The 21,504-nt window shown below is 61.8% G+C and carries 24 protein-coding genes and 1 tRNA gene; 8 read left to right on the top strand and 17 right to left on the bottom strand.

Annotated features, from left to right (window positions below):
• Positions 1–86 precede the first annotated feature (86 nt).
• Positions 87–163: transfer RNA gene (locus AC1DXU_RS05100), tRNA-Met, on the bottom strand.
• Positions 164–404: 241 nt separating this feature from the next.
• Here AC1DXU_RS05100 and AC1DXU_RS05095 point away from each other — a divergent pair.
• Positions 405–1,364, top strand: coding sequence for a Gfo/Idh/MocA family protein (locus AC1DXU_RS05095; protein ID WP_477365100.1), 960 nt, complete (start codon positions 405–407; stop codon positions 1,362–1,364).
• A 73-nt stretch (positions 1,365–1,437) separates the two neighbouring features.
• Here the strand turns inward: AC1DXU_RS05095 and mnmA are convergent, their stop codons facing one another.
• On the bottom strand, positions 1,438–2,628 hold the full coding sequence (mnmA, locus tag AC1DXU_RS05090; RefSeq protein ID WP_477365097.1) for a tRNA 2-thiouridine(34) synthase MnmA: 1,191 nt from the start codon (positions 2,626–2,628) through the stop codon (positions 1,438–1,440).
• A gap of 257 nt (positions 2,629–2,885) precedes the next feature.
• Between mnmA and sciP the strand changes: the two genes are divergently transcribed.
• Entirely contained in the window at positions 2,886–3,161 is a 276-nt protein-coding gene (sciP, locus tag AC1DXU_RS05085; RefSeq protein WP_013529904.1) for a CtrA inhibitor SciP, read from the top strand.
• Between the two features lie 73 nt (positions 3,162–3,234).
• Here the strand turns inward: sciP and AC1DXU_RS05080 are convergent, their stop codons facing one another.
• Positions 3,235–4,161: an NADP-dependent oxidoreductase gene (locus AC1DXU_RS05080; RefSeq protein WP_477313094.1), complete on the bottom strand. Its 927-nt coding sequence runs from the start codon at positions 4,159–4,161 to the stop codon at positions 3,235–3,237.
• Between the two features lie 88 nt (positions 4,162–4,249).
• On the opposite strand from AC1DXU_RS05080, the gene AC1DXU_RS05075 reads away from it, so the two are divergent.
• Positions 4,250–4,654: a winged helix-turn-helix transcriptional regulator gene (locus AC1DXU_RS05075; protein ID WP_477313092.1), complete on the top strand. Its 405-nt coding sequence runs from the start codon at positions 4,250–4,252 to the stop codon at positions 4,652–4,654.
• A 125-nt stretch (positions 4,655–4,779) separates the two neighbouring features.
• Here AC1DXU_RS05075 and AC1DXU_RS05070 read toward each other — a convergent pair whose 3' ends face one another.
• Positions 4,780–5,157 (bottom strand): flagellar export protein FliJ, encoded by a 378-nt coding sequence (locus AC1DXU_RS05070; RefSeq protein WP_023669945.1) that lies wholly within the window; start codon positions 5,155–5,157, stop codon positions 4,780–4,782.
• Between the two features lie 450 nt (positions 5,158–5,607).
• Between AC1DXU_RS05070 and ctrA the strand changes: the two genes are divergently transcribed.
• Positions 5,608–6,303, top strand: a complete 696-nt coding sequence (gene ctrA, locus AC1DXU_RS05065; protein WP_006203583.1) for a response regulator transcription factor CtrA — start codon at positions 5,608–5,610, stop codon at positions 6,301–6,303.
• Positions 6,304–6,398: 95 nt separating this feature from the next.
• Here the strand turns inward: ctrA and AC1DXU_RS05060 are convergent, their stop codons facing one another.
• Positions 6,399–6,767 (bottom strand): response regulator, encoded by a 369-nt coding sequence (locus AC1DXU_RS05060; RefSeq protein ID WP_477245637.1) that lies wholly within the window; start codon positions 6,765–6,767, stop codon positions 6,399–6,401.
• A 266-nt stretch (positions 6,768–7,033) separates the two neighbouring features.
• Complete coding sequence (chpT, locus tag AC1DXU_RS05055; protein ID WP_477365094.1) at positions 7,034–7,663, bottom strand: histidine phosphotransferase ChpT; 630 nt, start codon at positions 7,661–7,663, stop codon at positions 7,034–7,036.
• A 414-nt stretch (positions 7,664–8,077) separates the two neighbouring features.
• On the opposite strand from chpT, the gene AC1DXU_RS05050 reads away from it, so the two are divergent.
• The gene (locus AC1DXU_RS05050; protein ID WP_477245908.1) at positions 8,078–8,614 is read left to right on the top strand and encodes a DUF1134 domain-containing protein; all 537 of its coding nucleotides are present in this window, start codon (positions 8,078–8,080) and stop codon (positions 8,612–8,614) included.
• A 152-nt stretch (positions 8,615–8,766) separates the two neighbouring features.
• The gene (locus AC1DXU_RS05045) at positions 8,767–9,921 is read left to right on the top strand and encodes a coiled-coil domain-containing protein (protein ID WP_477365091.1); all 1,155 of its coding nucleotides are present in this window, start codon (positions 8,767–8,769) and stop codon (positions 9,919–9,921) included.
• Between the two features lie 20 nt (positions 9,922–9,941).
• On the opposite strand, the gene AC1DXU_RS05040 is transcribed toward AC1DXU_RS05045, so the two are convergent.
• The 6 genes from AC1DXU_RS05040 to AC1DXU_RS05015 form a co-directional block, all read right to left on the bottom strand.
• Positions 9,942–10,745, bottom strand: a complete 804-nt coding sequence (locus AC1DXU_RS05040) for a TrmH family RNA methyltransferase (protein ID WP_477365088.1) — start codon at positions 10,743–10,745, stop codon at positions 9,942–9,944.
• Positions 10,746–10,801: 56 nt separating this feature from the next.
• A complete protein-coding gene (locus AC1DXU_RS05035) occupies positions 10,802–11,140 on the bottom strand; it encodes an ArsR/SmtB family transcription factor (RefSeq protein ID WP_477365085.1) in 339 nt (112 codons plus the stop codon).
• A gap of 144 nt (positions 11,141–11,284) precedes the next feature.
• Positions 11,285–12,073 carry a HugZ family pyridoxamine 5'-phosphate oxidase gene (locus AC1DXU_RS05030; RefSeq protein WP_477365083.1) on the bottom strand — a complete coding sequence of 263 codons (789 nt, stop codon included), beginning with the start codon at positions 12,071–12,073 and terminating at the stop codon, positions 11,285–11,287.
• Between the two features lie 5 nt (positions 12,074–12,078).
• Positions 12,079–13,278, bottom strand: coding sequence for a CaiB/BaiF CoA transferase family protein (locus AC1DXU_RS05025; RefSeq protein ID WP_477365080.1), 1,200 nt, complete (start codon positions 13,276–13,278; stop codon positions 12,079–12,081).
• Positions 13,279–13,293: 15 nt separating this feature from the next.
• Positions 13,294–14,055, bottom strand: coding sequence for a 3-hydroxyacyl-CoA dehydrogenase (locus AC1DXU_RS05020; protein WP_477365077.1), 762 nt, complete (start codon positions 14,053–14,055; stop codon positions 13,294–13,296).
• A gap of 116 nt (positions 14,056–14,171) precedes the next feature.
• Positions 14,172–14,708 (bottom strand): GNAT family N-acetyltransferase, encoded by a 537-nt coding sequence (locus tag AC1DXU_RS05015; RefSeq protein ID WP_477365075.1) that lies wholly within the window; start codon positions 14,706–14,708, stop codon positions 14,172–14,174.
• 272 nt (positions 14,709–14,980) lie between these two features.
• On the opposite strand from AC1DXU_RS05015, the gene AC1DXU_RS05010 reads away from it, so the two are divergent.
• On the top strand, positions 14,981–15,970 hold the full coding sequence (locus AC1DXU_RS05010; RefSeq protein WP_477365072.1) for a glutathione S-transferase family protein: 990 nt from the start codon (positions 14,981–14,983) through the stop codon (positions 15,968–15,970).
• Positions 15,971–16,078: 108 nt separating this feature from the next.
• On the opposite strand, the gene AC1DXU_RS05005 is transcribed toward AC1DXU_RS05010, so the two are convergent.
• Together AC1DXU_RS05005 and AC1DXU_RS05000 are read right to left on the bottom strand one after the other, a co-directional pair.
• Entirely contained in the window at positions 16,079–16,555 is a 477-nt protein-coding gene (locus AC1DXU_RS05005; protein ID WP_477365069.1) for an ABZJ_00895 family protein, read from the bottom strand.
• 67 nt (positions 16,556–16,622) lie between these two features.
• A complete protein-coding gene (locus AC1DXU_RS05000; protein WP_477365066.1) occupies positions 16,623–17,120 on the bottom strand; it encodes an NUDIX domain-containing protein in 498 nt (165 codons plus the stop codon).
• Between the two features lie 71 nt (positions 17,121–17,191).
• Between AC1DXU_RS05000 and AC1DXU_RS04995 the strand changes: the two genes are divergently transcribed.
• Positions 17,192–18,121 (top strand): metallophosphoesterase family protein, encoded by a 930-nt coding sequence (locus AC1DXU_RS04995; protein WP_477365063.1) that lies wholly within the window; start codon positions 17,192–17,194, stop codon positions 18,119–18,121.
• Here the strand turns inward: AC1DXU_RS04995 and AC1DXU_RS04990 are convergent.
• From AC1DXU_RS04990 to AC1DXU_RS04980, 3 genes are all read right to left on the bottom strand, one after another.
• A complete protein-coding gene (locus AC1DXU_RS04990; RefSeq protein ID WP_477365060.1) occupies positions 18,111–18,722 on the bottom strand; it encodes a hypothetical protein in 612 nt (203 codons plus the stop codon). The two genes, AC1DXU_RS04995 and AC1DXU_RS04990, sit on opposite strands and share 11 nt — an antisense overlap.
• A 79-nt stretch (positions 18,723–18,801) precedes the next feature.
• Positions 18,802–19,605: an alpha/beta fold hydrolase gene (locus AC1DXU_RS04985; RefSeq protein ID WP_477365057.1), complete on the bottom strand. Its 804-nt coding sequence runs from the start codon at positions 19,603–19,605 to the stop codon at positions 18,802–18,804.
• 112 nt (positions 19,606–19,717) lie between these two features.
• Positions 19,718–21,493 (bottom strand): tetratricopeptide repeat protein, encoded by a 1,776-nt coding sequence (locus tag AC1DXU_RS04980; protein ID WP_477365054.1) that lies wholly within the window; start codon positions 21,491–21,493, stop codon positions 19,718–19,720.
• Between the last annotated feature and the right edge of the window lie 11 nt (positions 21,494–21,504).

Below are 21,504 nucleotides of genomic sequence, written 5' to 3'. Positions count from 1 at the left end.
AGTGGTTTGCAACATGGTGCAACATGAAATCAGCCACCCAGATGCAGGCGATTGCACCTAAGTGGCTGATTTAATTTGGAGAAATTTGGTAGCGGGAGAGGGACTTGAACCCCCGACCCCAGGATTATGATTCCCGTGCTCTAACCAACTGAGCTACCCCGCCAGGGCGGCGAAAGGCCCGAAATCCGCCTCAAATCGAAAGGCATGTCGAGGCGTTCGCCAAGGTCGCGCGGATATAAGGTTGGGAGGGCAAGCCTGTCAAGCTTCCAGGCGACCGGTATGGCGGCATATTCGCGTGTCGCTGAAAAGCTTTGCCGGGCAGACATTTGAGCTGGGCCACCGGGGTTGAGTTCGGCGGGGCACGTCGCTATGTCTCGGCCTGGAAATTCTAGAGTTTGAAACAAATGAAACCGCGCATCGCAGTCCTCGGTTGCGGATACTGGGGCAGCAACCACATCCGCACCCTCAAGGCGCTTGGCGCGCTGCATGCGGTCTCCGACCTCAACAGCGCCCGTGCGGAAGGTTTTGCCAGCGAGCAGGATTGCCTGGCGATCGAGCCCGAGCAGCTGTTTGTCCGTGACGATATCGACGCCATCATCATGGCGTTGCCGCCACAGTTCCATGCCGACATGGCGGTGCGCGCCGTCGAGGGCGGCAAGGACGTGCTGGTGGAAAAGCCGATCGCGCTGACGGTGACCGATGCCGAGCGCGCGGTGCAAGCGGCCAAAGACAATGGCCGCGTCTTCATGGTCGGCCATGTGCTGCGCTTTCATCCCGCCTTCGAGACGCTGAAGGCGCTGATCGACAATGGCGAGCTCGGCGAGGTACGATACATCCACTCGCACCGGCTCGGGCTCGGCAAGTTCCACACCGAGAACGATGCACTGTGGGATCTGGCGCCGCACGATCTGTCGATGATCCTGGCCATCACCGGCACGGAGCCGATCGAGGTGCGCGGCGAGGGTGCAGCGCTGCTCGACAATCTCAGCGACTTCGCCCATCTGCACATGCGCTTTCCCAACGGCCTGCGCAGCCACCTCTTCGCCTCGCGGCTCAATCCCTATCGCGAGCGGCGGCTGACCGTGGTCGGCACCAAGGCGATGGCGGTGTTCGACGATGTCGAGCCGTGGGAGCGCAAGCTCGCCGTCTACCGCCACGCCGTATGGCAGGACAGCGGCCAGTGGGCGTTCACCGCCAACGAGCCGTCCTATGTGGCGGTTGGGCAAGGCATGCCGCTGACGCGCGAACTGGAACATTTCATCCAGTGCATCGAGACGCGAGCCGAGCCGCGTACCAGCGGCGAGGAAGCCATCAGGGTGCTGCGCATCCTGACGGCAGGCACGGTCACGCACACCAAATCCTGAGACCGTTTGGAATTCTACTCCGGCGGCCATCTGATGGAGCGAATTTCGAAACGGTTTCTGAGAGGACGGAGACTTACTCGGCGGGGATCTGCGCCGGGCGGGCGGCCAGCCGTGTCAGCATCGCCTCGGCCTCGGCGCCGCGCTCCGAGCGCTCGATGAAGCCGCCGCCAAAGACGCGGGCCTCGTTGCCGTCGTCGGAATAGAGCACGCAGGCCTGGCCGGGCGCGATGCCGGACTCGCCATCGGCCAGCTCGACAAAGGTACTGCCGGCACGGTGATGCAGTACGGCCGGGCGTGGCGGACGCGTCGAACGAACCTTGGCGAACAGCTCCAACCCGGTTGCCGGTATGTCCGACAGCGAAATGTCGCCCAGCCAGTTCATGTTGCGCAGATAAATCTTGTGCGTCTCCAGCGCTTCGCGCGGACCAACGATGACGCGGGCCCGGTCGGCGTCGAGATGGACGACATAGAGCGGCTCGCCCGACGCGATGCCGATGCCGCGCCGCTGGCCGATCGTGTAGCGCAAAATGCCCTCATGGCGGCCAAGCACGCGGCCGTCGATATGGACGATGTCACCCGGATTGGCGGCAGATGGCTTCAGCTTGGCGATGATGTCGGAGTATTTGCCCTGCGGCACGAAGCAGATGTCCTGGCTGTCCTGCTTGGCAGCGACGTTAAGCCCCATCTCCTCGGCAATGGCGCGAACCTGTGGCTTCGACAGGCCGCCGAGCGGAAAGCGCAGATAGTCGATCTGCGCCTGGGTGGTGGCAAACAGGAAATAGCTCTGGTCGCGATCGGCGTCGACCGGCCGATACAGCGCGCGATGGGCGCCGTTGGCGCCGGAGCGGATGTAGTGGCCGGTGGCCAGCGCATCGGCGCCAAGCTCCTTGGCGGTCGCCAGAAGATCGGCGAACTTGACCGTCTGGTTGCACGAAACGCAAGGGATCGGCGTTTCGCCAGCCACGTAGCTCTCGGCGAAGGGGTCGATGACCGCCTTGCGGAAGCGCTCTTCGTAGTCGAGCACATAATGCGGGATGCCCAGCGTCTCTGAGACACGGCGGGCATCGTCGATGTCCTGGCCGGCGCAGCACGAACCGGCCCGGTGCGTCGCCGCGCCATGATCATAGAGCTGCAGCGTGACGCCGACGACATCATAGCCTTCGCGCTTGAGCAGGCCGGCGACGACCGATGAATCGACACCGCCCGACATGGCGACGACGATGCGGGTGTTTTGCGGGCTTGCGGGAAGATCGAGGCTGTTCATGGTTCTTTCGTTCTGCACGGCGCTTGCATGCCAATGGCGCGAATATAGGTCAAGCTCTCCGGGCGCGCCAGCTTTGCGGCAGCGCCGATTTTGCGATCAAATTCCGCGCTTGCCGGCGAGTGTTTCAAATGCCGATGAAAAGACTAACGCGGCGTTCATGATCCTTACCTAGTCATTAGGGTCTGCTTAGGCAATTTTTAAAGCTGTGGCGGTAATGTGGTGGGGATTGGGTCTTTGAGTTTTTTGTAGAGAGTACGATGACCGATCTGGTTAGACCGCGAGTCAAATATGTTATCGGGCCTGACGGCAGCCCCCTTACGATTGCCGATCTGCCGCCGACGAACACTCGGCGCTGGGTTATTCGGCGCAAGGCGGAGGTAGTGGCGGCTGTTCGTGGCGGGCTTTTGAGCCTCGATGAGGCATGCCAGCGCTACAAGCTTACCACCGAGGAATTCCTGTCCTGGCAGGCGTCGATCGACGAATATGGGCTTGCCGGGCTGCGCACCACGCGCATCCAGCAATACCGGCATTAAGGCCGGCTTGAAGATAAGAAAAGGGCGCGGCAATCCGCGCCCTTTTTGTTTTGCCACGACGACTGCGTTTGCCTTAGACCGCCAGCACCACCTTGCCGATCGGTCTGGTGGCAAGAAAAGCATGGGCGTCGCCGGCCTCTTCAAGCGGAAAGCTCCTGGCCACGTGAATGGCAAGCTTTTTCGCATCGATCAGTTTGCCGAGCTCCACAAGGCCCTCACGATCGGGCACGACGGACATTCGCTCGACGCGGATATTGCGCGCGCTAGCCTCTGCCCTGGTGGCGTCGCTGACATTGAGCAGCGAGACCAGCACGCCACCGGCCTTGAGCACTTTCAGGGAGCGCTGCGCATGGTCGCCGCCGATTGGCTCCAGGACCAAATCAATGTCGCGGGCGCTATCGGTGAAATCGCCCTCGGTGTAGTCGATCACCTCGTCGGCGCCGAGTGAGCGGACGAAATCGAGCTTTTCCGGGCTGGCGGTGGCGATGACGTAAGCCCCGCGCGCCTTGGCGATCTGTACCGCCAGGTGTCCGACGCCACCGGCGGCGGCATGGATCAGCACGCGCTGGCCCTGCTTCAACCCGCCATGGCGGACAAGGCCTTGCCAGGCTGTCAGCCCGGCCAGTGGCAATGCGGCGGCATGGATGTGGTCGATACCTGCGGGCTTCAGCGCAATTTCATCGGCGGGCGTGACGGCGAGTTCAGCATAGGCCGCTGCCTGTCTGGGAAAATGCGGCATGCCGAACACGGCGTCGCCGACCTTGAGGCCCGTCACGTCGGCGCCGAGCGCCTCGACGGTTCCCGAAATATCCCAGCCGAGGATGAAGGGCGGCTCGCCGAGCAGCGGGTAATAGCCGCCGCGTACGGCACCATCGACCGGATTGATGCCGGCGCCCCTGACGCGGACAAGCACTTCGCCGTGTTTTGGGGTCGGGTTGGGCCGGTCGGCGATGACAAGGACGTCGGGTCCGCCGACGGAATTCTGGATAACGGCACGCATGGGAGTCTCCTGCTCTGTTGATGCCACTATCATTTGGATAGTAATATTCCCTTGTCTAGTATGTACCTTTTCTATATATAGGCACCTCATGGATAGTGATGAGAACTGCCCCTTCGGCTATGACGCCTTCCAGCGGACGTGTCCTTCGCATGCCGTGCTCGAGATGCTGGCCAGCAAATGGGTCTATCTGACGGTTTGCGCGCTACGCCGCGGCCGGATGCGCAATGGCGAGCTGGCGCGCAAGCTCGAAGGCATTACGCCAAAGATGCTGACGCAGACGTTGCGCATCCTCGAACGCGACGGTCTGGTGCGGCGCGAAATCTTTCCGGTGATCCCGCCACGGGTTGAATATGAATTGACCGAACTCGGCCAGAACCTGGCGGGGCTGCTCAATCAGATAAGATCCTGGTCGGAGCAGCATGTGCCCGACATCAAGGAGGCCCGTGCGCGGGCGACAGTGGGTCACGAAGAGGATTTGTTGGCCCAAGCCTGAGGCCGCCGGCTTATCCGATCATCCACAAAGTGCCGGATTCATGCCGTCTGGCTTGCGCGTTGCGCTGGTCGGGCGGCGGCGCCTCGCTCCGATTGCCCAGGTGGAGTGGGTCTAGGGCCCTGTTTTCAGCCGATCATGGCGCTGCGGCCGCCCAATTCGGCGTCGCGGATCTTGGTATCGCGCGATTCCAGCATTTCCGCTTTGGAAAGCTCCGCTTCAGCTTCGCCGAGTAATGATTCGGCAGCGCTTCGCTGCTGGGCGAGGTCGCTTTGTGAATTTCTGAGGTTGTCGCGGCGCAAGCGCGCTGCCTTGGCGAAGGTCGGATAGGCAAAATGATTGATGTCGGTGATGCCGGCCTTCTTTTCTTCGGCGGTGATCTGAAGCTCCAGTTCCACAGCCATGCGCTCGAACTCGGCGATCATCATGTCGAGCTGCAGCAGCTGCCGCCGCTTCTCATTCACCTGAAACTGCTTCAGCCGAACGAGGTTTTCACGTGACTTCATGATTCGGTACTCCCGGAAACGCACACCTGCACATATCGTCCAATCCACCCGGCAAGGGCCTGGTGCCACCCGTTTCCACCGGCATTCCCGGAATTATGGGAAACAAACTCCTAAAGTTTTTTGCCGGCGGTAACCATTCGTTTACGGGCATTGTTAATCATACGGCTCAGGACTTAAGGCCGGGTAAAAATTCCGGCTCTCTGTACGGAAGCTGGCCAGCGAGTCCCTGGAGTCACTTAGTCCGGCTTATTAATGTGTTGCATTAGCGGTTTGGTTCTGTGATTCGTTATTAGATTCAACAGGGTGTAGAAAGGGGTTAAAAAATCTGGTACCGTCCTCCATGCGGAATTAGGTTTTGTTAACCATTCGATGGCACCTTCTGTTCAGGCAATCACTGCTCCGGTCCCGGACGGGTCGTGAAATGGTCCGGCAGCAGAAAAGGGGAATGAAATGCGCGTTCTGCTGATAGAAGATGACAGTGCAACCGCACAAAGCATCGAACTGATGCTGAAATCGGAAAGCTTCAACGTCTATACGACCGATCTCGGCGAAGAGGGTGTCGATCTCGGAAAACTCTACGACTACGACATCATCCTTCTCGATCTCAATCTCCCCGACATGTCGGGTTATGAAGTCTTGAGAACGCTTCGCCTTTCCAAGGTGAAGACACCAATTCTCATCCTCTCCGGCATGGCCGGCATCGAGGACAAGGTGCGCGGTCTCGGCTTCGGCGCCGACGATTACATGACCAAGCCATTCCACAAGGACGAGTTGGTGGCGCGTATCCACGCCATCGTGCGGCGTTCCAAGGGCCATGCGCAGTCGGTCATCACCACTGGCGACCTGGTGGTCAATCTCGACGCCAAGACCGTCGAAGTCGGTGGCCAGCGCGTGCATCTGACAGGCAAGGAATACCAGATGCTGGAGCTGCTCTCGCTGCGGAAGGGCACCACGCTGACGAAGGAAATGTTCCTCAACCACCTCTATGGCGGCATGGACGAACCGGAATTGAAGATCATCGACGTCTTCATCTGCAAACTGCGGAAGAAGCTCGATGCCGCTTCCGGCGGCCAGAACTACATCGAGACGGTCTGGGGCCGCGGCTATGTGCTGCGCGAACCGGAAGACATTCGCGTCAGCGCCTGAGCGAAAACGCCCGTCCGATCGATTTTCCCACAAAAAACCCGGCCTAGGCCGGGTTTTTTGTATCTGTGGCTGGCTGACAGCGATTATCGAGCGAATCAGGCGGCAATTTTCAGAGTGCGGAAACGCTCGAGCAGTTGCGGCCGGTTGAATGGCTTCAGCAGATAGCCCTGGGCGCCGGCACGCTTTGCCCGCATGATCGAGGCGACGTCGACCTCGACCAGTGAAATCAGGATCTGAGGCTTTATCGAGCTCTCCATAGCGCGCACCCGGCGGATGAGATCCACTGCCTGCATATCCGGCAGAGCGCCGTCGACGACGATAACATCCGGCATGTCGGCTGCGCACATCTCGACGGCGTCAAGCCCGGTGGCGGCTTCGATCACCACCATGTCAGAGCCACCCAGGATGCGTTTTGCAACCTTCCTGATGACACTCGAATCGTCGACGAACATGCAGCGTTTCATTTCCGGGTCCTCTTTGCCATGTGGCGAACCGGCGGCATCCGGGCATCTGTGAGACACCATAGATCAATCTGGTAAAGAAGCTGAAAAGCCGTTAGGTAAAGTTTTCGCAAACATGGCCTGCGCGCACCGTTTTCGTCGCGAATTCGACGCGGCAAGGCTGGCGACGCTTGTTTGCCCTGAATTGTCTTGTCGTGAATTGCAAAATATGTCGCAAATATTAACAGAAGAAAATACTTGATCTGTTCTTGCCGGCCGGATCGAGATTTTCAGGCCGCCGAGAGCACGATTTCTTCCGCGGTCGCGTGGATCGATATCGTCATGTTGGCTTCACGCGCCAGAAGAAGCGTGTAGTAGGGCTGGACCGAATGGGCATCGATCGGCTCCTCGGGCTTGTTGCCGGAATGCAGTTCGAGGAATTTCGGCGGCACGCGCAGCATCGGGCCGCTTGCCGCAAGGGCAAAGCGCGGCTCGGTGTCGAGATTTTCGAGCGTAACCCCAAGCTTGCCGCCGCGCGGTATGGCGGCATTGGCGACGAGAATGAGGTTGAGCAGCAGCTTGACCTTGTTTTTGGGCAGCAGCGCGCGGGGTCCGTTCCAGCTCAGCTCCGGTTTTTCGTTCTTAAGGAAGGCGATGGCGACAGCCTCGGCGTCGCCCGTGTCGATCATCATCCCGGCCGAGCCGGCAGCGCCGAAGGCGATGCGGGCAAATTGCAGGCGGGCGGAAGCGTTCCTGGCGCTCTGTCGGATCAGCTTCATGGCGTCTTCGTCAGCGCCGCCTTCGTCGAGCAGCTCAAGTCCATTGTTTATGGCGCCGACCGGCGAAATGATGTCGTGGCAGACCCGGCTGCATAACAAGGCTGCGAGATCGGGCGCAGAAAGGGTGAAAAGCTCGGCCATCGGCGAAAATCCCTGCTAAAAATCTGCGTCCCTACGGTCGGGCGGTCAACCGTCGCGCCTGTCTACACGAATCACGCTCGCTCCCAAGCTTTCTGAATACACAGCGCCTGTGCGTGCAGCAACAAATCCAAAATTGTCGTTGGCGAAAATGCCGTGTTCACACAGGGTGGGAGCCTGCGCGGACGGCTCGAAACCAGCCTTCGAACCGCCATCTTCATGTGAGAGGTTAATGGTTGAAAAAGAATTACGGCATAGTTTGCCCGTAACAGTCATCCTTAACGGCCGCCAAAGAGCCGCACGGGTGAGAGGCGTCGGCGAAAGTGCTCCATGACGGAGATTGGAAGCATGTTTTCCCGATTCTACGACCGGACTTTCCGCGTCATCTCAGACCGGACCTTTGTCCGTGTGATCTCAATGACGATTGCCCTGATGGGGCTCCTGGTCTTTTCAACCTCGGCTTTGCGGGCCCAGGAGTACACCGCTCAGGAGATCGTCGATTCCGGTCACAAATTCTTCGGTGCGACCTCGGGTGGGCTCGCCACCGTCGTCGAGAAGATTTTTGCCTCCTACGGTCTGCCCAATGGCTATCTGCTGGGCGAAGAGGGTTCCGGCGCGCTGATCGGCGGCCTGACCTACGGCGAAGGCACGCTCTACACCAAGAATGCCGGCGACCACAAAGTGTTCTGGCAAGGTCCGTCACTGGGCTGGGATTTCGGCGGCGAAGGATCGCGCGTCATGATGCTGGTCTATAATCTCGACGACGTGAACAGTCTCTACAATCGTTTCGGCGGCGTTGCCGGCTCCGCCTATGTCGTGGCGGGCGTCGGTTTCAACGTGCTGCAGAACAACCGGGTTCTGCTGGTGCCGATCCGTACCGGCGTCGGCGCGCGGCTCGGCGTCAATCTCGGCTATCTCAAGCTTACCCAGAAGCCGACCTGGAATCCCTTCTGACCGGGGTGTGACTGCGCCATTTCGACCGGATCAATAGGTCCTCGCCCCAACGTTGCTGTGGCATACCCTTGCCGCGGCACTGGATTTGCGTCATGCGAAGATGGCAAAGTCCAGCCTTGGCGGTTCTCTGCCATCCATAACGGATAGTCACCTTGGTCCAGTCGATCCTGTTCTTCGCTCTCGGCTTTCTCTGCGCTGGCTTTCTGGCGCTGATGGTTGCGCCGGCCATCTGGCGGCGTGCCGTGGCGCTGACGCGCAAACGCGTCGAGGCCTCGGTGCCGATGACGCTGGCCGAGATCCAGGCCGACAAGGATCGCGTCCGGGCCGAATACGCGATGTCGACGCGCCGGCTCGAAATAAACGTCAAGACGTTGCGGGAGAAAGCGGCCGAACAGCTGGTCGAGATCAGTCGTGGACACGAGGCCATGAAGGGTCTTGCGGTCGAGCGGAAGGACAAGAATCAGGCGCTTTCCGAACTGCAGGCCAAGGGCGAAGAGCTTCGCCAGCGCGAAGAGCAGTCGCAGCGCCTGTCGGAACGCCTGGCGCAAACCGAGCGCATGCTGGAAAAGCGTGCGCTCGAACTCGAAAAGCTGGAGCACATGTATGACGACGCCAGCTTCTCCTCCAGCAACCGCCAGATCGAACTGGTGGCGCGCGAATCCGAACTGGAAAAGCTGGCCAACGACATCTCGGTGTTGCGAAGCCAGCGCAAGGAGGCAGAGAGGCGCAATCAGGAGATCGCTGCCGAAGGCAAGGCCACTCGCGATGCCTTGAAAGCCGAGAAGAAGAGAACCGCCGACCTGGACAAGAAGCTCGAACGCCTGCTGGCAACGCTTGCCGATCGCGAGGACAAGCTCGACCGCCGTGAAAAGGAGCTGGCACGGCTTCGTGAAAAATCAAAGGGCGAGGCTGGGGGAAATGCTCCAGCTGTTCGCCTCGTCGCAGGAGAGGACGTCGGCGGAAAAAGCACCGATATCGACAAGGCGATCGCCAAGCTCGACAGCGACCGGGAGCGGCTTGAGGCCAGGCTGACGGTGCTGGCGCGCGAGAACAAGAGATTGAAGGCGGATCTTGGCGCGCTCGAAACATCGAAATCCGGCGATGGCGGCGATGTGCGCGGCGCCAGTGCTGCATTGCGCGAACAGATGAACGATCTGGCGGCGGAGGTCGTCAATCTGACGGCGAAACTCGAGGGACCGGATTCGCCGATAGCCAAGGCACTTTCAGCACCTCAAGACGTGCGGTCCGGGACCACCAGTCTCGCCGACCGCGTGCGAGCGCTGCAAAAAGCCGCTTCGGCGAATTGAGATCCAGAAGACCAGCCGGCCTATACCTTCCTGGCTGAAAAATGATGCAGCGCGATGGCTGAGGCGGCGGCGACGTTCAGGCTGTCGAAACCCTGCGCCATATCGATCCGCACCGTTTGCAGGCGGGCGAGCAGGTCTTCAGGCAGACCTTCGCCTTCCGTACCGAGATAGAGCGCCAGTCGTTGCGCCGTTCTGGCATCGCGAATGTCGGTCAGCCCGCGCGGCGACAGGGCGAACTGGCTGAAGCCCAGCCGGTCGAGCATGGCGGTGAAGCCGGCGGTGTCGTCGAAGGATGCAAAGGGAACTTTCAGCGCCGCGCCGACAGAGACGCGGATCGCCTTGCGATACAACGGATCGCAGCAGGTCGCGTCGAGAAGCACGGCATCGGCGCCAAAGGCCGCGGCGTTGCGGAAGATCGAACCCATATTGTCATGATTGGCGATGCCGACCAGCACGACGACCAGGGCGCCGGCGGGCAAGGTGTCCAGCAGGGCCTCGGCAGGCTGCGGGGTGCCTTTGCTGCCGATCGCCAAGATGCCGCGATGCATGTGAAAGCCGGCGATCCTGTCCATGACCTCGCTGGCGGCGACGTAGACCGGAAGGTCCGCTGGCGCCTTGCGCAAGACCTGGTCGAGGCCGGCCAGCCGGTTCTCGAGAACCAGAACCGACTCAGTGGCAAAGCGCCGGGCCGAGAGCAGCACGTCCAGCACTACCTTGCCTTCGGCAACGAAGCGGCCGTGCCGGCCGGTGAGGTCGCGTTCGCGGATATCGAGATAGGCGGCAACGCGCGGGTCTTGCGGGTCGTCGATAGGGATGGGAACCATTGATGTCTCGCCGGCGAAAATTCGTCAGCGAGGTAAGGGACGAACGGTCCTGCCGGTCAAGTCCCGGCGCGGCGCAGGCGATAAGCCATCTGGGACAGATCACCCTCGCCAAAAATGCTGTCCAGCATAACGAGGAGGTCGCGCACAGCTCCGGACTTGCAGGAATAGTAGATCATCTGCCGGTCGCGGCGGGTCTCGACAAGGTCGAGCGCCCGCAGCTTGGCCAGATGCTGCGACAGAGCKGATTGGCTGAGCATGACTTTCTCAGCGATGGCGCCGACCGACATTTCACCGTCGGACAGATAGCTCATGATCAGCAGCCGTTTCTCGTTGCCCATCAGGGTGAGAAACGTAGCTGCCGACTCGGCGTTGGCAATTAGCTTAGTCGAGACCATTGAAGCCCCATGTTTTCCAGCTCATCCGAACGCTATGGGGGCAATAGCGTCTGGTGCCAAATTCAACTGTGGATGCACGCTGGTGAATCAGCGCCATATTGAATCGTAGAACATTTCCTCCAAATCTCAAGACTTGCTTTTGATTCATGGCGATAAACTGCCTACTTTGTGCATAGCCGGCTGCCGTCCAGTCTTGGCCATGTCGACCAGAACCGGCCGCAAGTCGCGCGCCGCCTTCAGTGGTTCAGGGAAAAAGACCCGGCAAATCATGTCTCCCGAGGCCAGATCCATGCCTTCGGCATCAAAACCGGTGACGATCCAGCCCTCGCCCTCGGCCTTGGCAAAGTGGTGCGCGTAGACGGCGATTGCCTCGAGATGGTCGGCATTCATGTGATCGAGGGCGGATTGTTCGCTCGCGGCAAGCTCTTCGACGATCGATCCGCTGGTGATCAGATCAGAGCGACCGAGCAGATAGGCCTTGCCGAAACCGCCATTGAGGCTGGCGCGCTCCGGCTCGAGGCGGAAGATCGAGAAGTCGCCAAGCCCGGCATACAGCTTGGCCTTGGGATTGCGGTTGAGATAGCGCCGCTCGGCTCGGGCGTGCTCGCTCGATCCGCGTTCAAGCCGCAGCGCCCGGCAGACCAGCGTCAAGCGCGGGTGTGCCAGCGGATCGCCCTTGCCGGGTTCGCCGACGAGCAGGGAGCAGCGTGGGTCGGCGAGAATGGCTCCGGTGTGGGCAGACAGCATCGACACCAGGATCAGCGGCGCGCCGTCGATATCGCTGGCGATGCCGACCCTTGAGGCCAGCGGCGAGCCGGTCCCGGGCTCGATCACGGCCAGCGCGCCGAAGCGCGCGCTGCGGGTCAGCGTGCTGGCCAGCCTGACCGCTTCAGTGTCGGTCTCCCGAATGACATTCTTCTTCCGGTCACCCAAAGTGCTCACCGCTTAAGCTGTTTTTTCTTCTCCAGGTATCGGCCCACCAGGCCGGATTTGACAAGGGCTTCGGTCTCGCTTTTCGAAATGCCGAAGCGCGCCAGCACGGTCGCCGGCTCGCATTCGTGTGCGGTCGGCGCAACCGCTAGCGTCGATTGCGAGCCCGGGAAACGCGGCGTCGGGGCAGGGCGCTCGAACGCACCGGTGTTCACGAAGGCGTTGCGCGCCCGATTGTGCGGATGATCGCGCGCTTCCCGCAGCGACAGCACTGGCGCAACGCAGGCGTCGGTCTCGGCAAACAGGCCAGCCCAGTCGTCGCGCGCCTTCTGCCTGACCCGGTCGGCGATGGCGGCGCGCATGTCCGGCCACAATGACCTGTCGTATTGGTTGCGGACAAAATGCGCGTCGAGCGGCAGCAATCTTGCAAATTCGGCAAAGAAGCGGGGCTCGAGGCAGCCGACGGCGATGTGCTGCCTGTCTGCCGTTGCATAGGTGTCGTAGAAGGGCGCACCGGAATCGAGCAGGTTGGCGCAGCGCGTGTCGCTCCACAGGCCGGCTGCCATCAAGGCGTGCACAGGTGTCGCCAGCATCGAAGCGCCCTCGACCATCGCCGCATCGATCACCTGGCCCTTGCCGGAGCGCGAGCGCTGGAACAGGGCGGCGAGAACGCCGGCAATCAGCATCATGGCGCCGCCGCCATAGTCGGCGACGAGGTTGAGCGGCGGGGCTGGCCGGCCGCCCTCCTGGCCGATGGCGTGCAGCACGCCGGAATAGGCGAGATAGGTTATGTCGTGGCCGGCGCGGCCGGAGAGCGGTCCGTCCTGGCCGAAGCCGGTCATGCGGCCGTAGATCAGCGCCGGGTTGCGCGCCAGAGCGATATCAGGCCCGAGGCCAAGCCGCTCCATGACTCCCGGACGAAAGCCTTCGACCAACATGTCGGCCTTTTCGGCAAGGCGCAGCACCAGTTCGGTGCCTTCCCCACGCTTCAGGTCGATGCGCAGGATGGAGCGGCCGTGACGGTCGAGATTGTAGTCATCCGGCAGCGGCAGAAACGGCTGGTCAGAACCGGCTCGCTCGATGCGCAGCACGTCGGCTCCCATCTCCGACAGCATCAGGCCGGCCAATGGCACTGGTCCCAGCCCGGCCATCTCGATCACGATCAGGCCGGCGAGCGGGCCGCTCTTCGCCGCGACGTCGGCACTCATGGGCCGCGCGCCCGGCTACTTCGGCGCCATGCGGATGGCGCCGTCGAGGCGAATGGTCTCGCCGTTCAGCATCTGGTTCTCGACGATATGCAGCGCGAGCGCAGCATATTCGGAAGGCTCGCCCAGACGGGACGGGAAGGGCACCGCGGCGCCCAGCGAATCCTGCACGTCCTGCGGCATGCCGGCCATCATCGGCGTCTTGAAGATACCGGGCGCTATTGTGCAGACGCGAATGCCCGAACGGGCGAGGTCGCGGGCCACCGGCAGTGTCATGCCGACGACGCCGCCCTTGGAAGCGGCGTAGGCGGCCTGGCCGATCTGCCCGTCATAGGCGGCCACCGACGCCGTGTTGACGATGACGCCGCGCTCGCCGCCCTGCAGAGGGTCGAGCTTCGCGGCACGATCGGCAACAAGGCGGATCATGTTGAAGGTGCCGATGAGGTTGATCTCTATGACCTTGCGGTACTGGTCGAGCGGGTGCGGACCATCCTTGCCGATGGTTTTCACGCCGATGGCGATACCGGCGCAATTGACCAGAATACGCGGTGCGCCGAGCAGTTTTTCCACCTCCGCGACGGCTGCGCCGCCGCTGTCGGCGCTGCTCACATCGCACTGGACGGCGATGCCGCCTATGTCGCCCGCCACCTTCTGCGCCCGCTCGATGCCGATGTCGAATATGGCGACGCGGGCACCTTTGTCGGCCAGCGCGCGGGCCGTCGCCTCGCCGAGGCCGGAGCCGCCACCGGTGACGATCGCAATCTGGCCATTCGGGTTCATGCCGGCGTCCTCCAAGGTGTGCGGGGGCATGCTACGAAGCCCGGTGCGAAGGCGCAACCGGCGGGGTCGATCTTCGATTGAAGCGGGATCAATCGAAGTCTCGATTGACCCGGGGATCAGGCGATGACCGCGACCTGCGCGGCAATCCTGGCAAGGTCGGCATGGCAGACCTCGCCCGAAAGCCTTGCTGCGGCGCCGGGTACGATCTCGTGCGCCAGCAGCCGGTCGAGATCGACCGGACGCGGCATCGAGATCTGTCCGCGCGGGATTCTCTTGAAGCCAAGCGGACCATAGTAAGGCTCGTCGCCGACGAGCATCACGGCCGGTACACCGGCCTTGGCCGCGGCCTCCAGCGCGATCGCCACCAGCCGGCGGCCGATGCCGAGATTCTTGAAGGCGGGCCGCACCGCAAGCGGCCCGAGCATCAGCGCGCGGCCGGCGCCGGCCGCAATGCGCGTCATCCGCACGGAGGCGACGACGATGTCGCCATCGACAGCGACGAAGGACAGCGAGCGTTCGTGGCCGCCGGCCTCCCGGATCTTGTAGGCAGCCAGCACGAAACGACCCGGCCCGAAGGCTTCTTCGTTGATGGCTTCGATTTCGGGATCATGCGCCGGAGTTTCCGGCAGGTATTTCACGTCGGCAAGGCTCATGGTCTTTGCGTTCCGGTCTACGAGAAAAGGTTTGCTGCAAGCGGCAGCGTTCGCCAGTCAGCGCTTTCTAAGCGCGGGCGCCCTTTCGTCGTCGGTCAAACCGGATCGAAGCAAAGTCGAACATGCGGATTTTCCGCTAGCATCAATTTTCGACCTTCGCAATCGGCGCTTTTCATCGGCCGCCGCTGTCGGGTGACGGTCTGTTCAGCATCAAGCGATTCCGTGCGGCGGCTTTGCTCCCTACATCAGAGCAAAGATGAAAGGGCAGTTGCATGGGATTGCTGGTCGACGGCAGATGGCAGGACCGCTGGTACGACACCAAGGACAGCGGCGGCAAGTTCGTACGGACGCAGGCGCAGTGGCGTGACTGGATCACCCGCGACGGTGCGCCGGCCGAGGGGCGCAGCCGCGGCTTCAAGGCCGAACCCGGCCGCTATCACCTCTATGTCTCGCTCGCCTGTCCGTGGGCGCACCGGACGCTGATCTTTCGCGCCTTGAAAAAGCTCGAGGGCATCATTTCCGTCTCGGTCGTGCATCACTTCATGGGAGCGAATGGCTGGACGTTCCTGGCCGAGGACGGCGCCACCGGCGACACGCTCTATGGCCTCGACTTCCTGCATCAGATCTACACCAAGGCCGATCCCGCCTATTCGGGCCGGGTGACGGTGCCGGTGCTGTGGGACAAGAAGCTGCAGACCATCGTCTCCAACGAATCGTCCGAGATCATCCGGATGCTGAATTCAGCCTTTGACGCTTGGGGCGATGCCAGCGTCGATTTCTATCCGCCAGCGCTGCGTGGCGAGATCGACACGATCAATGCGCTGGTCTATCCCGCCATCAACAACGGCGTCTATCGCGCCGGCTTTGCCACCACGCAAGCGGCTTATGAAGAAGCCTTTGGCGAATTGTTCTCAGCGCTCGACACGCTCGAGGACAGGCTGTCGGAGCAGCGCTATCTCACCGGCGACCGCATCACCGAGGCCGACTGGCGCCTGTTCACCACGCTGGTGCGTTTCGACCCGGTCTATGTCGGGCATTTCAAATGCAATTTGCGCCGCATCGCCGACTATCCGAACCTGTCGAACTATCTGCGCGATCTCTACCAGGTGCCCTGCGTCGCCGGCACGGTGAACCTGCATCACATCAAGGCGCACTACTACGGCAGCCACGAAACGATCAACCCGACACGCATCGTGCCGGTCGGTCCGGAGCTGGACTATGCCGCGCCGCATGATCGGGCGCGGTTCAGAAAGGCCGCGTGAAATCAGTGATCTAGAGTTCACCATTTCGCGGAAGCGCAGAACCGCTCTATCCGTTTGTTCGACGCAATTCCGGACGGAGAGCCGCTATGCACTTTTCCTGGGATTGCGCTAGCGGAAGGTCTCGGTGTCGATCCGGGTCCTTCTGGCAAGTTCAGCTTTCAACAGAGTTTTTCCAAATCGGCTCGAATACCAGGCGGCATTCAAACCAAACGTCAGCAGGAAAGCGAACAGAACGCCTCCAACCCACACGGCCAGCGGAACGCTGCTCAGGTCATGCGCGTCCGCCGCGATAGCCAACCAACCCAGCGGCGCCGAGATCAAAAAGGCTGCCAGGGTCGAGAGCAGAACTATCGTCCAATACTCCCTGCGACTAAACAATCGGCCGTTTCTTCTAATGAACTTATATAGCGCAACGTTGGCCGATCCGAAGCTTATGGCGAATCCCGCGGCTTTACCAAATTCCTTTGAAAGTGTCGGGATGACGACCACCAGGATGCCAAGCGCAACCATCAGCGCCACCGTCGTCAAAGTATAATAGCCAACATAAGGCCAGACGCTTACGGAAGGCTCATCACTGTTGCTCACTGTCTCCCCCCTAACTCAAAAATTGCCCGAAGTAGAGCATAGAGTTTCTGCAAAGGAGAAAGCAAGCCTACCAATATGCCGATACAGGCTGGCCCCCAAAAACCTCGGCGATCCGCCGCAACGTTGCCGGCGTCGTGTCCTGCGGCAAGCGGTCGAGCGGGAAGAAGCCGGCCTCGGCGATCTCGTGGTCCGGCAATTTTGCTGCTGTCTGGCTGAAGTTTTCGATCAGGTAGAAGCCGACATGGTCGCGGCGGCTGGACCGGCGGTTGAAATGCATCGATTTCAGCAGCGGCGGGGCGGTCAAGGCGATGTTGCCTTCCTCGGCAAGTTCGCGTGTCAGTGCCTCGACCAGCGTCTCGCCGACCTCGACGCCGCCGCCTGGAAGCTGCCAGCCCGGAACATAAGTGTGGCGGATGAGAAAGACCGAGTTGGAGGCGCGGTCGTGGATCAGGCCGCGCACGCCGAGCGTCATCGGTCGCCGCAGCACGAAATAGAGATGGAACAGTCTTGCCCTGAGGCCCGGCCAGCCGGTCTGGCGGAAGGCAGCCTCCGTATCGGTCGCCATCACCAGCCGAACCGTGGATGGAAAGGAAACCGGGAGTGGAAAGCGGGGGGCGCGTCGCTTATGAAGGAGGAATGTTCAGGCTCGCGCATATTTCCGATGTCCATCTGGGGCCGCTTCCCGATGTAACCTATCGCGATCTCGCCTCCAAGCGCGTGGTCGGCTACGTCAACTGGCAGCGCAACCGCCGCCGCCACATGCACGACGCCGTCATCGACACCATCATCGCCGACCTGAAGGCGAACGCACCGGACCATCTCGCGATCACCGGCGATCTGGTCAACCTGGCGCTCGATGGCGAGATCGAGATGGCCAGGCACTGGCTGGAAACGCTGGGCTCTCCGCACGATGTGTCAGTCGTTCCGGGAAACCATGACGCTTATGTGCCGGGCGCCTTCGACAAGACCTGCCGCTCCTGGGCGGCATGGATGAGCGGCGACGGTGTCAACGCGCCGGTCGACCGCAACGCCTTTCCCTATCTGCGCGTGCGCGGCAATGTCGCGCTGATCGGCGTTTCTACGGCGCGCGCCACCGCGCCGTTCATGGCCAATGGCTTCTTCATGGAAGGCCAGGCGGAAAGGCTCGGCAAGCTGCTCGACGCAACGGCCAGGCAAGGTCTTTTCCGGGTGATCATGATCCACCATCCGCCGGTGCGCGGCGCGGTTTCGCAACACAAGCGGCTGTTCGGCATTGCCCGCTTCCACAAGACCGTTCACCGGCACGGGGCCGAACTCGTGCTGCACGGCCATTCGCATCTGCCGTCGCTGTTCTTCATCGGCGGGCGCGGCGTCAAGATTCCGGCGGTTGGCGTCGCTGCCGCGGGGCAAGCACCAGGCGGCAAGAACCCGGCAGCACAATTCAATCTGATCGATATCGATGGTGAAAAGGGCAACTGGCGGATCAAGCTGACGCGACGCGGCCTGACCGGGCCGGCAATGCCGCCATCCGATTTGCAGACGTTGGAACTCGGCGTGGATGCCGAGGCGTCGCTGGTTAAAAGCTGATTTTCATCGCCATGAGGCGATCCCAAAACAGCGCGGCCGAGACGGCCAACCCGACAAGTGCGCCGGCGGTGATGACGCCGAGGCCGGAAAAGAAGGTCGACCAGCCGTTGCCCCGCATGGCGGATTGCAGCGGCGGCTCGGCTTCCGCCACAGCGTTGCGCCTCATGCCGGCGTGCTCGACGCCGCCTTCCATCATTCTCTGGTGCTCGACCACGCGCTCGGCGACATAGCGTGTCACCTGATCGGCGACCGGTTTCATGTCGGTGGACTCGGCGAGCACGACACGGCCGATGCGGGTATCCCTGAGGAAGCGATAGGTGCGGCGATCACGCCCCATGGCGACATGGCTGACGGCGTCTATCCAAAGGCGCGGTTGCAGACCGGACGAGACGGCGAAGTCGAAATTATCCATATCGACCGGCACATCGGCGAAGACAGGGGCGAGTTCTGCTGCCAACAGTTCGAGGCGCATACGATGCGCCTCGCGCATATCGACCACGACATCGTCGCGGTCGGCGAAGGCGTTCTTCACGTCGCGAATGGCGTCGGACAGCTTTCGCGACTGGTCGATGGGTGTCACGTTCTCGCCTGCGTCCTTCATCGGCATGGCCTCGCGGGTATGGTTAACAGCGAGTTAACACAGCCGCCGGCAAAATGCACTGGCGAGTTGGCAGCGGGAGTCAACCCGCAGCTGCATCAAGCCTTGGACGAGGGCGCCTGCTGCGGCGGTTCATGTTGCGGCGCACAGCCTCGGCGATCAGCCCTGGCGCTTCCTCGACCAGCATGTGGCCGGCTTCCAGCACATGGTGCAGGTGAAAATGTACCGGCACGTCATCAGCCTGGGTGAAAGGCAGCACCGGGTCATCCGTTCCCCAGACCAGCATGACCGGCATGTCAAGCGTGTCGAGCTGTTCGCGCGGGATGACGCCCTGCCGATCATCCCTGGTCATGGCGGCCGCGATCTCGACAAGTTTCTGCAACTGATCCGGGCGCTGGCGCATCCCATCGAAGACATCCACCAGATGCTTTGGCGGCAGGCTTTGCGGTCCGGACATGGCGGCAAGGCATGCGCGAATTTCACGCCTGTCGGAAGCCGCGGCGTAACGGCGCAACAGCGATCCGTTGATCTCCGCGCCAAAGCCGCCCGGCGCAAGGAGCGTCAGCGAAGCTATCTTTTCGGGCTCGATCAATGCCATCAGCGTCGCCACCGCCCCGCCCATCGAATGACCGACGAGATGCACCCTTTTTGTTTTGCGTGCGGTGAGATCTGCCAGAACCGCCCGGGCAGCCGTCTTGGCAGGACCGCTGCCGGGATAATCGAGGGACAGTCCGTGGCCTGGAAGATCATAGGCCAGCGTCCGAATACCGGGCGGCAGTGCCGAAGTCACCTCACGCCAGACATCATGGCACCCGCCGAAGCCATGCAGGAAGACGATCGTCTTCGGCCCGGTGCCCCGTTCGGCAGCGTAAAGGGATGAGGTCATGAAAATTTATGGATTGTCGCGGGGACCAGGCAGGCACAGAACTTCAGATTGTGGCTGGATTGCTCCTAGTCCAGATCGATGGCCAGTAAAATTTTCGCGATCTTAGAAAAGCTTAGCTGGCATTGCCAAGCCCGGCGGCGCGCAGCGCCTCGACCAGCCGGTCGGTCAGGTCGGCGGGATATTTTCTGTCGACGAAAGTCGCGCGTGGATTGGCGGCGAATTTCGGAAATTTGGCGACCAGCTCATCCACCAGTTTGCCCGCCAGTTGATCGCGGCCGGCGGCTTTGGCGCCGATCAGGCGCGCCGCCAGATAATGCGATTTCGTCGCCGTCGTCCGCAAAGCCTCGCTGGCCAGCGCGGCCTTGTTCATATCGCCGACCATGAACTCGCCGACAAACAGCCCAAAATCCCACCATGTCGGGTGGCCGCTGGAGATGTCGACGGCATGGGCGAGGATCGGCGTTCCCTCGGCGTATTTGCCAGCGAAAATCAGTCCGTAGCCGTAGGCCGCGGCCATGCCGAGGTCGTAAGGGTTGAGGTTGTAGGCCTTGTGCATCCAGCGGATCGACTCTTCCGAGTTGCCGAGGCGCGAATAGAGGTAGCCATAGGCGCGGTGCGCATAGGGGCTCATCGGTCCCATCTGCACGGCGCGGTGCGCGAACGACATCGCCTGTTCCACTGTCGCGCCGGGCGGATAGGCGTAGTGATCAGTGACAGCCTCGAGATGCAGGGAGGCGAGTTCAGAATAGACCAGCGACGACTTCGCATCCCGGTTGGCCAGGTTTTCGAGACAGCGATAGGCGGCCTCGTGGGTTTTGGCGCTCTGGTCGAGATAGTATTTGTCGTTGCGCACCAGGCATTCGGTGAGACCGGTCTCAATGCCGCTCTGCTCGATATAAGCGTAGATGGTGCCCGAGGCGGGAATGGTCGAACTCAAGATGTTGGCGATGCTGTCCTCGACAGCAGTGGGGGCGCTGTTGGCGGGTGTCAAACTGCGTGACAGCAACACGCGGCCGGTGGCAACGCTCTGAAGTTCGAGCGTGACATCGCCCGCCGCTGGTCCCGGTGAAATCTCGAACACGAAGCTGGTGGCGTCGGTGACCGGGTCGGGCGTGCCGTCGGCGTCGCGCCCAATGAAGTCGATGGTGTCAAAACCGGCGAGGCCGGCGCGCAGCGATGCAGCAACGCGGGCAGCTTCGGCGCCATTGTCCTTCACGGCGATATAGACCAGGGGCAAGGTCTCCACCGGAGGCGATGCGATGCTGCCGGTGGCCACGGCGGTCTCGACCGCCGAGCCTGCGTCACTGTTGGTGAGCAGGTCACCGCTGCCCTGGCGAAGGATCAGCACACCCAGCATGGCGATAACCAGCGCCATCGCGACCCAGAAGAACTGGAGATGGCGCGCCAACGAAGGTGCCGGCTTGACAGCTGCCGACGAGATCAATGAAGCAGGATGCGCGCCGCTACCGGGCTCTTCAGGCAATCCGGACAGGGTCGCTGCTACCGCCGCCTGTTCCACCGGCTCTTGCCCGGCTGGCAAGCGAATGGCGTTGAGCTCATAGGATGGAACATAGCCGCCGCGCGGAATAGCGATGCGAACCGGCTCGGCTACGCCTTCGTTGGCGAAGTAGTGCTGCAGAAGCTCGCGCAGCCTGCCCGCCTGCACCCTGACCACAGCATCGGTCGACGAATCGAAATCGCCGTCCTTGCCGAAAACGTCCATGGCGATGGAAAAGCCCTTGAGCCTGTCGGCTTCGCCGGCCTGCTCGCGCTCGACCAGATAACGCAACAATTTCCGCGCGCGTTCGGATCTCCCGAACGTTTCGCTGGCAAGCAGTCGCTCCAACGTCTCGCGCACTGCGGGGGCGGCAGGCGTGGCATGCTGCAAGTGTCGATCCT

Source organism: Mesorhizobium sp. P3_A10, assembly GCF_056403175.1.
This window is presented reverse-complemented; position numbering and strand designations above follow the sequence as displayed.

What these genes read in the sequence shown, in the direction of transcription:
- AC1DXU_RS05050 (WP_477245908.1), top strand. Translation starts at nt 8,078, where the DNA reads ATGACGATTGCCCTGATGGGGCTCCTGGTCTTTTCAACCTCGGCTTTG.
- AC1DXU_RS05080 (WP_477313094.1), bottom strand. Translation starts at nt 4,161, where the DNA reads ATGCGTGCCGTTATCCAGAATTCCGTCGGCGGACCCGACGTCCTTGTC.
- ctrA (WP_006203583.1), top strand. Translation starts at nt 5,608, where the DNA reads ATGCGCGTTCTGCTGATAGAAGATGACAGTGCAACCGCACAAAGCATC.
- AC1DXU_RS05060 (WP_477245637.1), bottom strand. Translation starts at nt 6,767, where the DNA reads ATGAAACGCTGCATGTTCGTCGACGATTCGAGTGTCATCAGGAAGGTT.
- sciP (WP_013529904.1), top strand. Translation starts at nt 2,886, where the DNA reads ATGACCGATCTGGTTAGACCGCGAGTCAAATATGTTATCGGGCCTGAC.
- AC1DXU_RS05015 (WP_477365075.1), bottom strand. Translation starts at nt 14,708, where the DNA reads ATGAGCCTTGCCGACGTGAAATACCTGCCGGAAACTCCGGCGCATGAT.
- chpT (WP_477365094.1), bottom strand. Translation starts at nt 7,663, where the DNA reads ATGGCCGAGCTTTTCACCCTTTCTGCGCCCGATCTCGCAGCCTTGTTA.
- AC1DXU_RS04995 (WP_477365063.1), top strand. Translation starts at nt 17,192, where the DNA reads ATGTTCAGGCTCGCGCATATTTCCGATGTCCATCTGGGGCCGCTTCCC.
- AC1DXU_RS04990 (WP_477365060.1), bottom strand. Translation starts at nt 18,722, where the DNA reads ATGAAGGACGCAGGCGAGAACGTGACACCCATCGACCAGTCGCGAAAG.
- AC1DXU_RS05070 (WP_023669945.1), bottom strand. Translation starts at nt 5,157, where the DNA reads ATGAAGTCACGTGAAAACCTCGTTCGGCTGAAGCAGTTTCAGGTGAAT.
- AC1DXU_RS05010 (WP_477365072.1), top strand. Translation starts at nt 14,981, where the DNA reads ATGGGATTGCTGGTCGACGGCAGATGGCAGGACCGCTGGTACGACACC.
- AC1DXU_RS04985 (WP_477365057.1), bottom strand. Translation starts at nt 19,605, where the DNA reads ATGACCTCATCCCTTTACGCTGCCGAACGGGGCACCGGGCCGAAGACG.
- AC1DXU_RS05040 (WP_477365088.1), bottom strand. Translation starts at nt 10,745, where the DNA reads ATGGTTCCCATCCCTATCGACGACCCGCAAGACCCGCGCGTTGCCGCC.
- mnmA (WP_477365097.1), bottom strand. Translation starts at nt 2,628, where the DNA reads ATGAACAGCCTCGATCTTCCCGCAAGCCCGCAAAACACCCGCATCGTC.
- AC1DXU_RS05095 (WP_477365100.1), top strand. Translation starts at nt 405, where the DNA reads ATGAAACCGCGCATCGCAGTCCTCGGTTGCGGATACTGGGGCAGCAAC.
- AC1DXU_RS05025 (WP_477365080.1), bottom strand. Translation starts at nt 13,278, where the DNA reads ATGAGTGCCGACGTCGCGGCGAAGAGCGGCCCGCTCGCCGGCCTGATC.
- AC1DXU_RS05000 (WP_477365066.1), bottom strand. Translation starts at nt 17,120, where the DNA reads ATGGCGACCGATACGGAGGCTGCCTTCCGCCAGACCGGCTGGCCGGGC.
- AC1DXU_RS05075 (WP_477313092.1), top strand. Translation starts at nt 4,250, where the DNA reads ATGGATAGTGATGAGAACTGCCCCTTCGGCTATGACGCCTTCCAGCGG.
- AC1DXU_RS05020 (WP_477365077.1), bottom strand. Translation starts at nt 14,055, where the DNA reads ATGAACCCGAATGGCCAGATTGCGATCGTCACCGGTGGCGGCTCCGGC.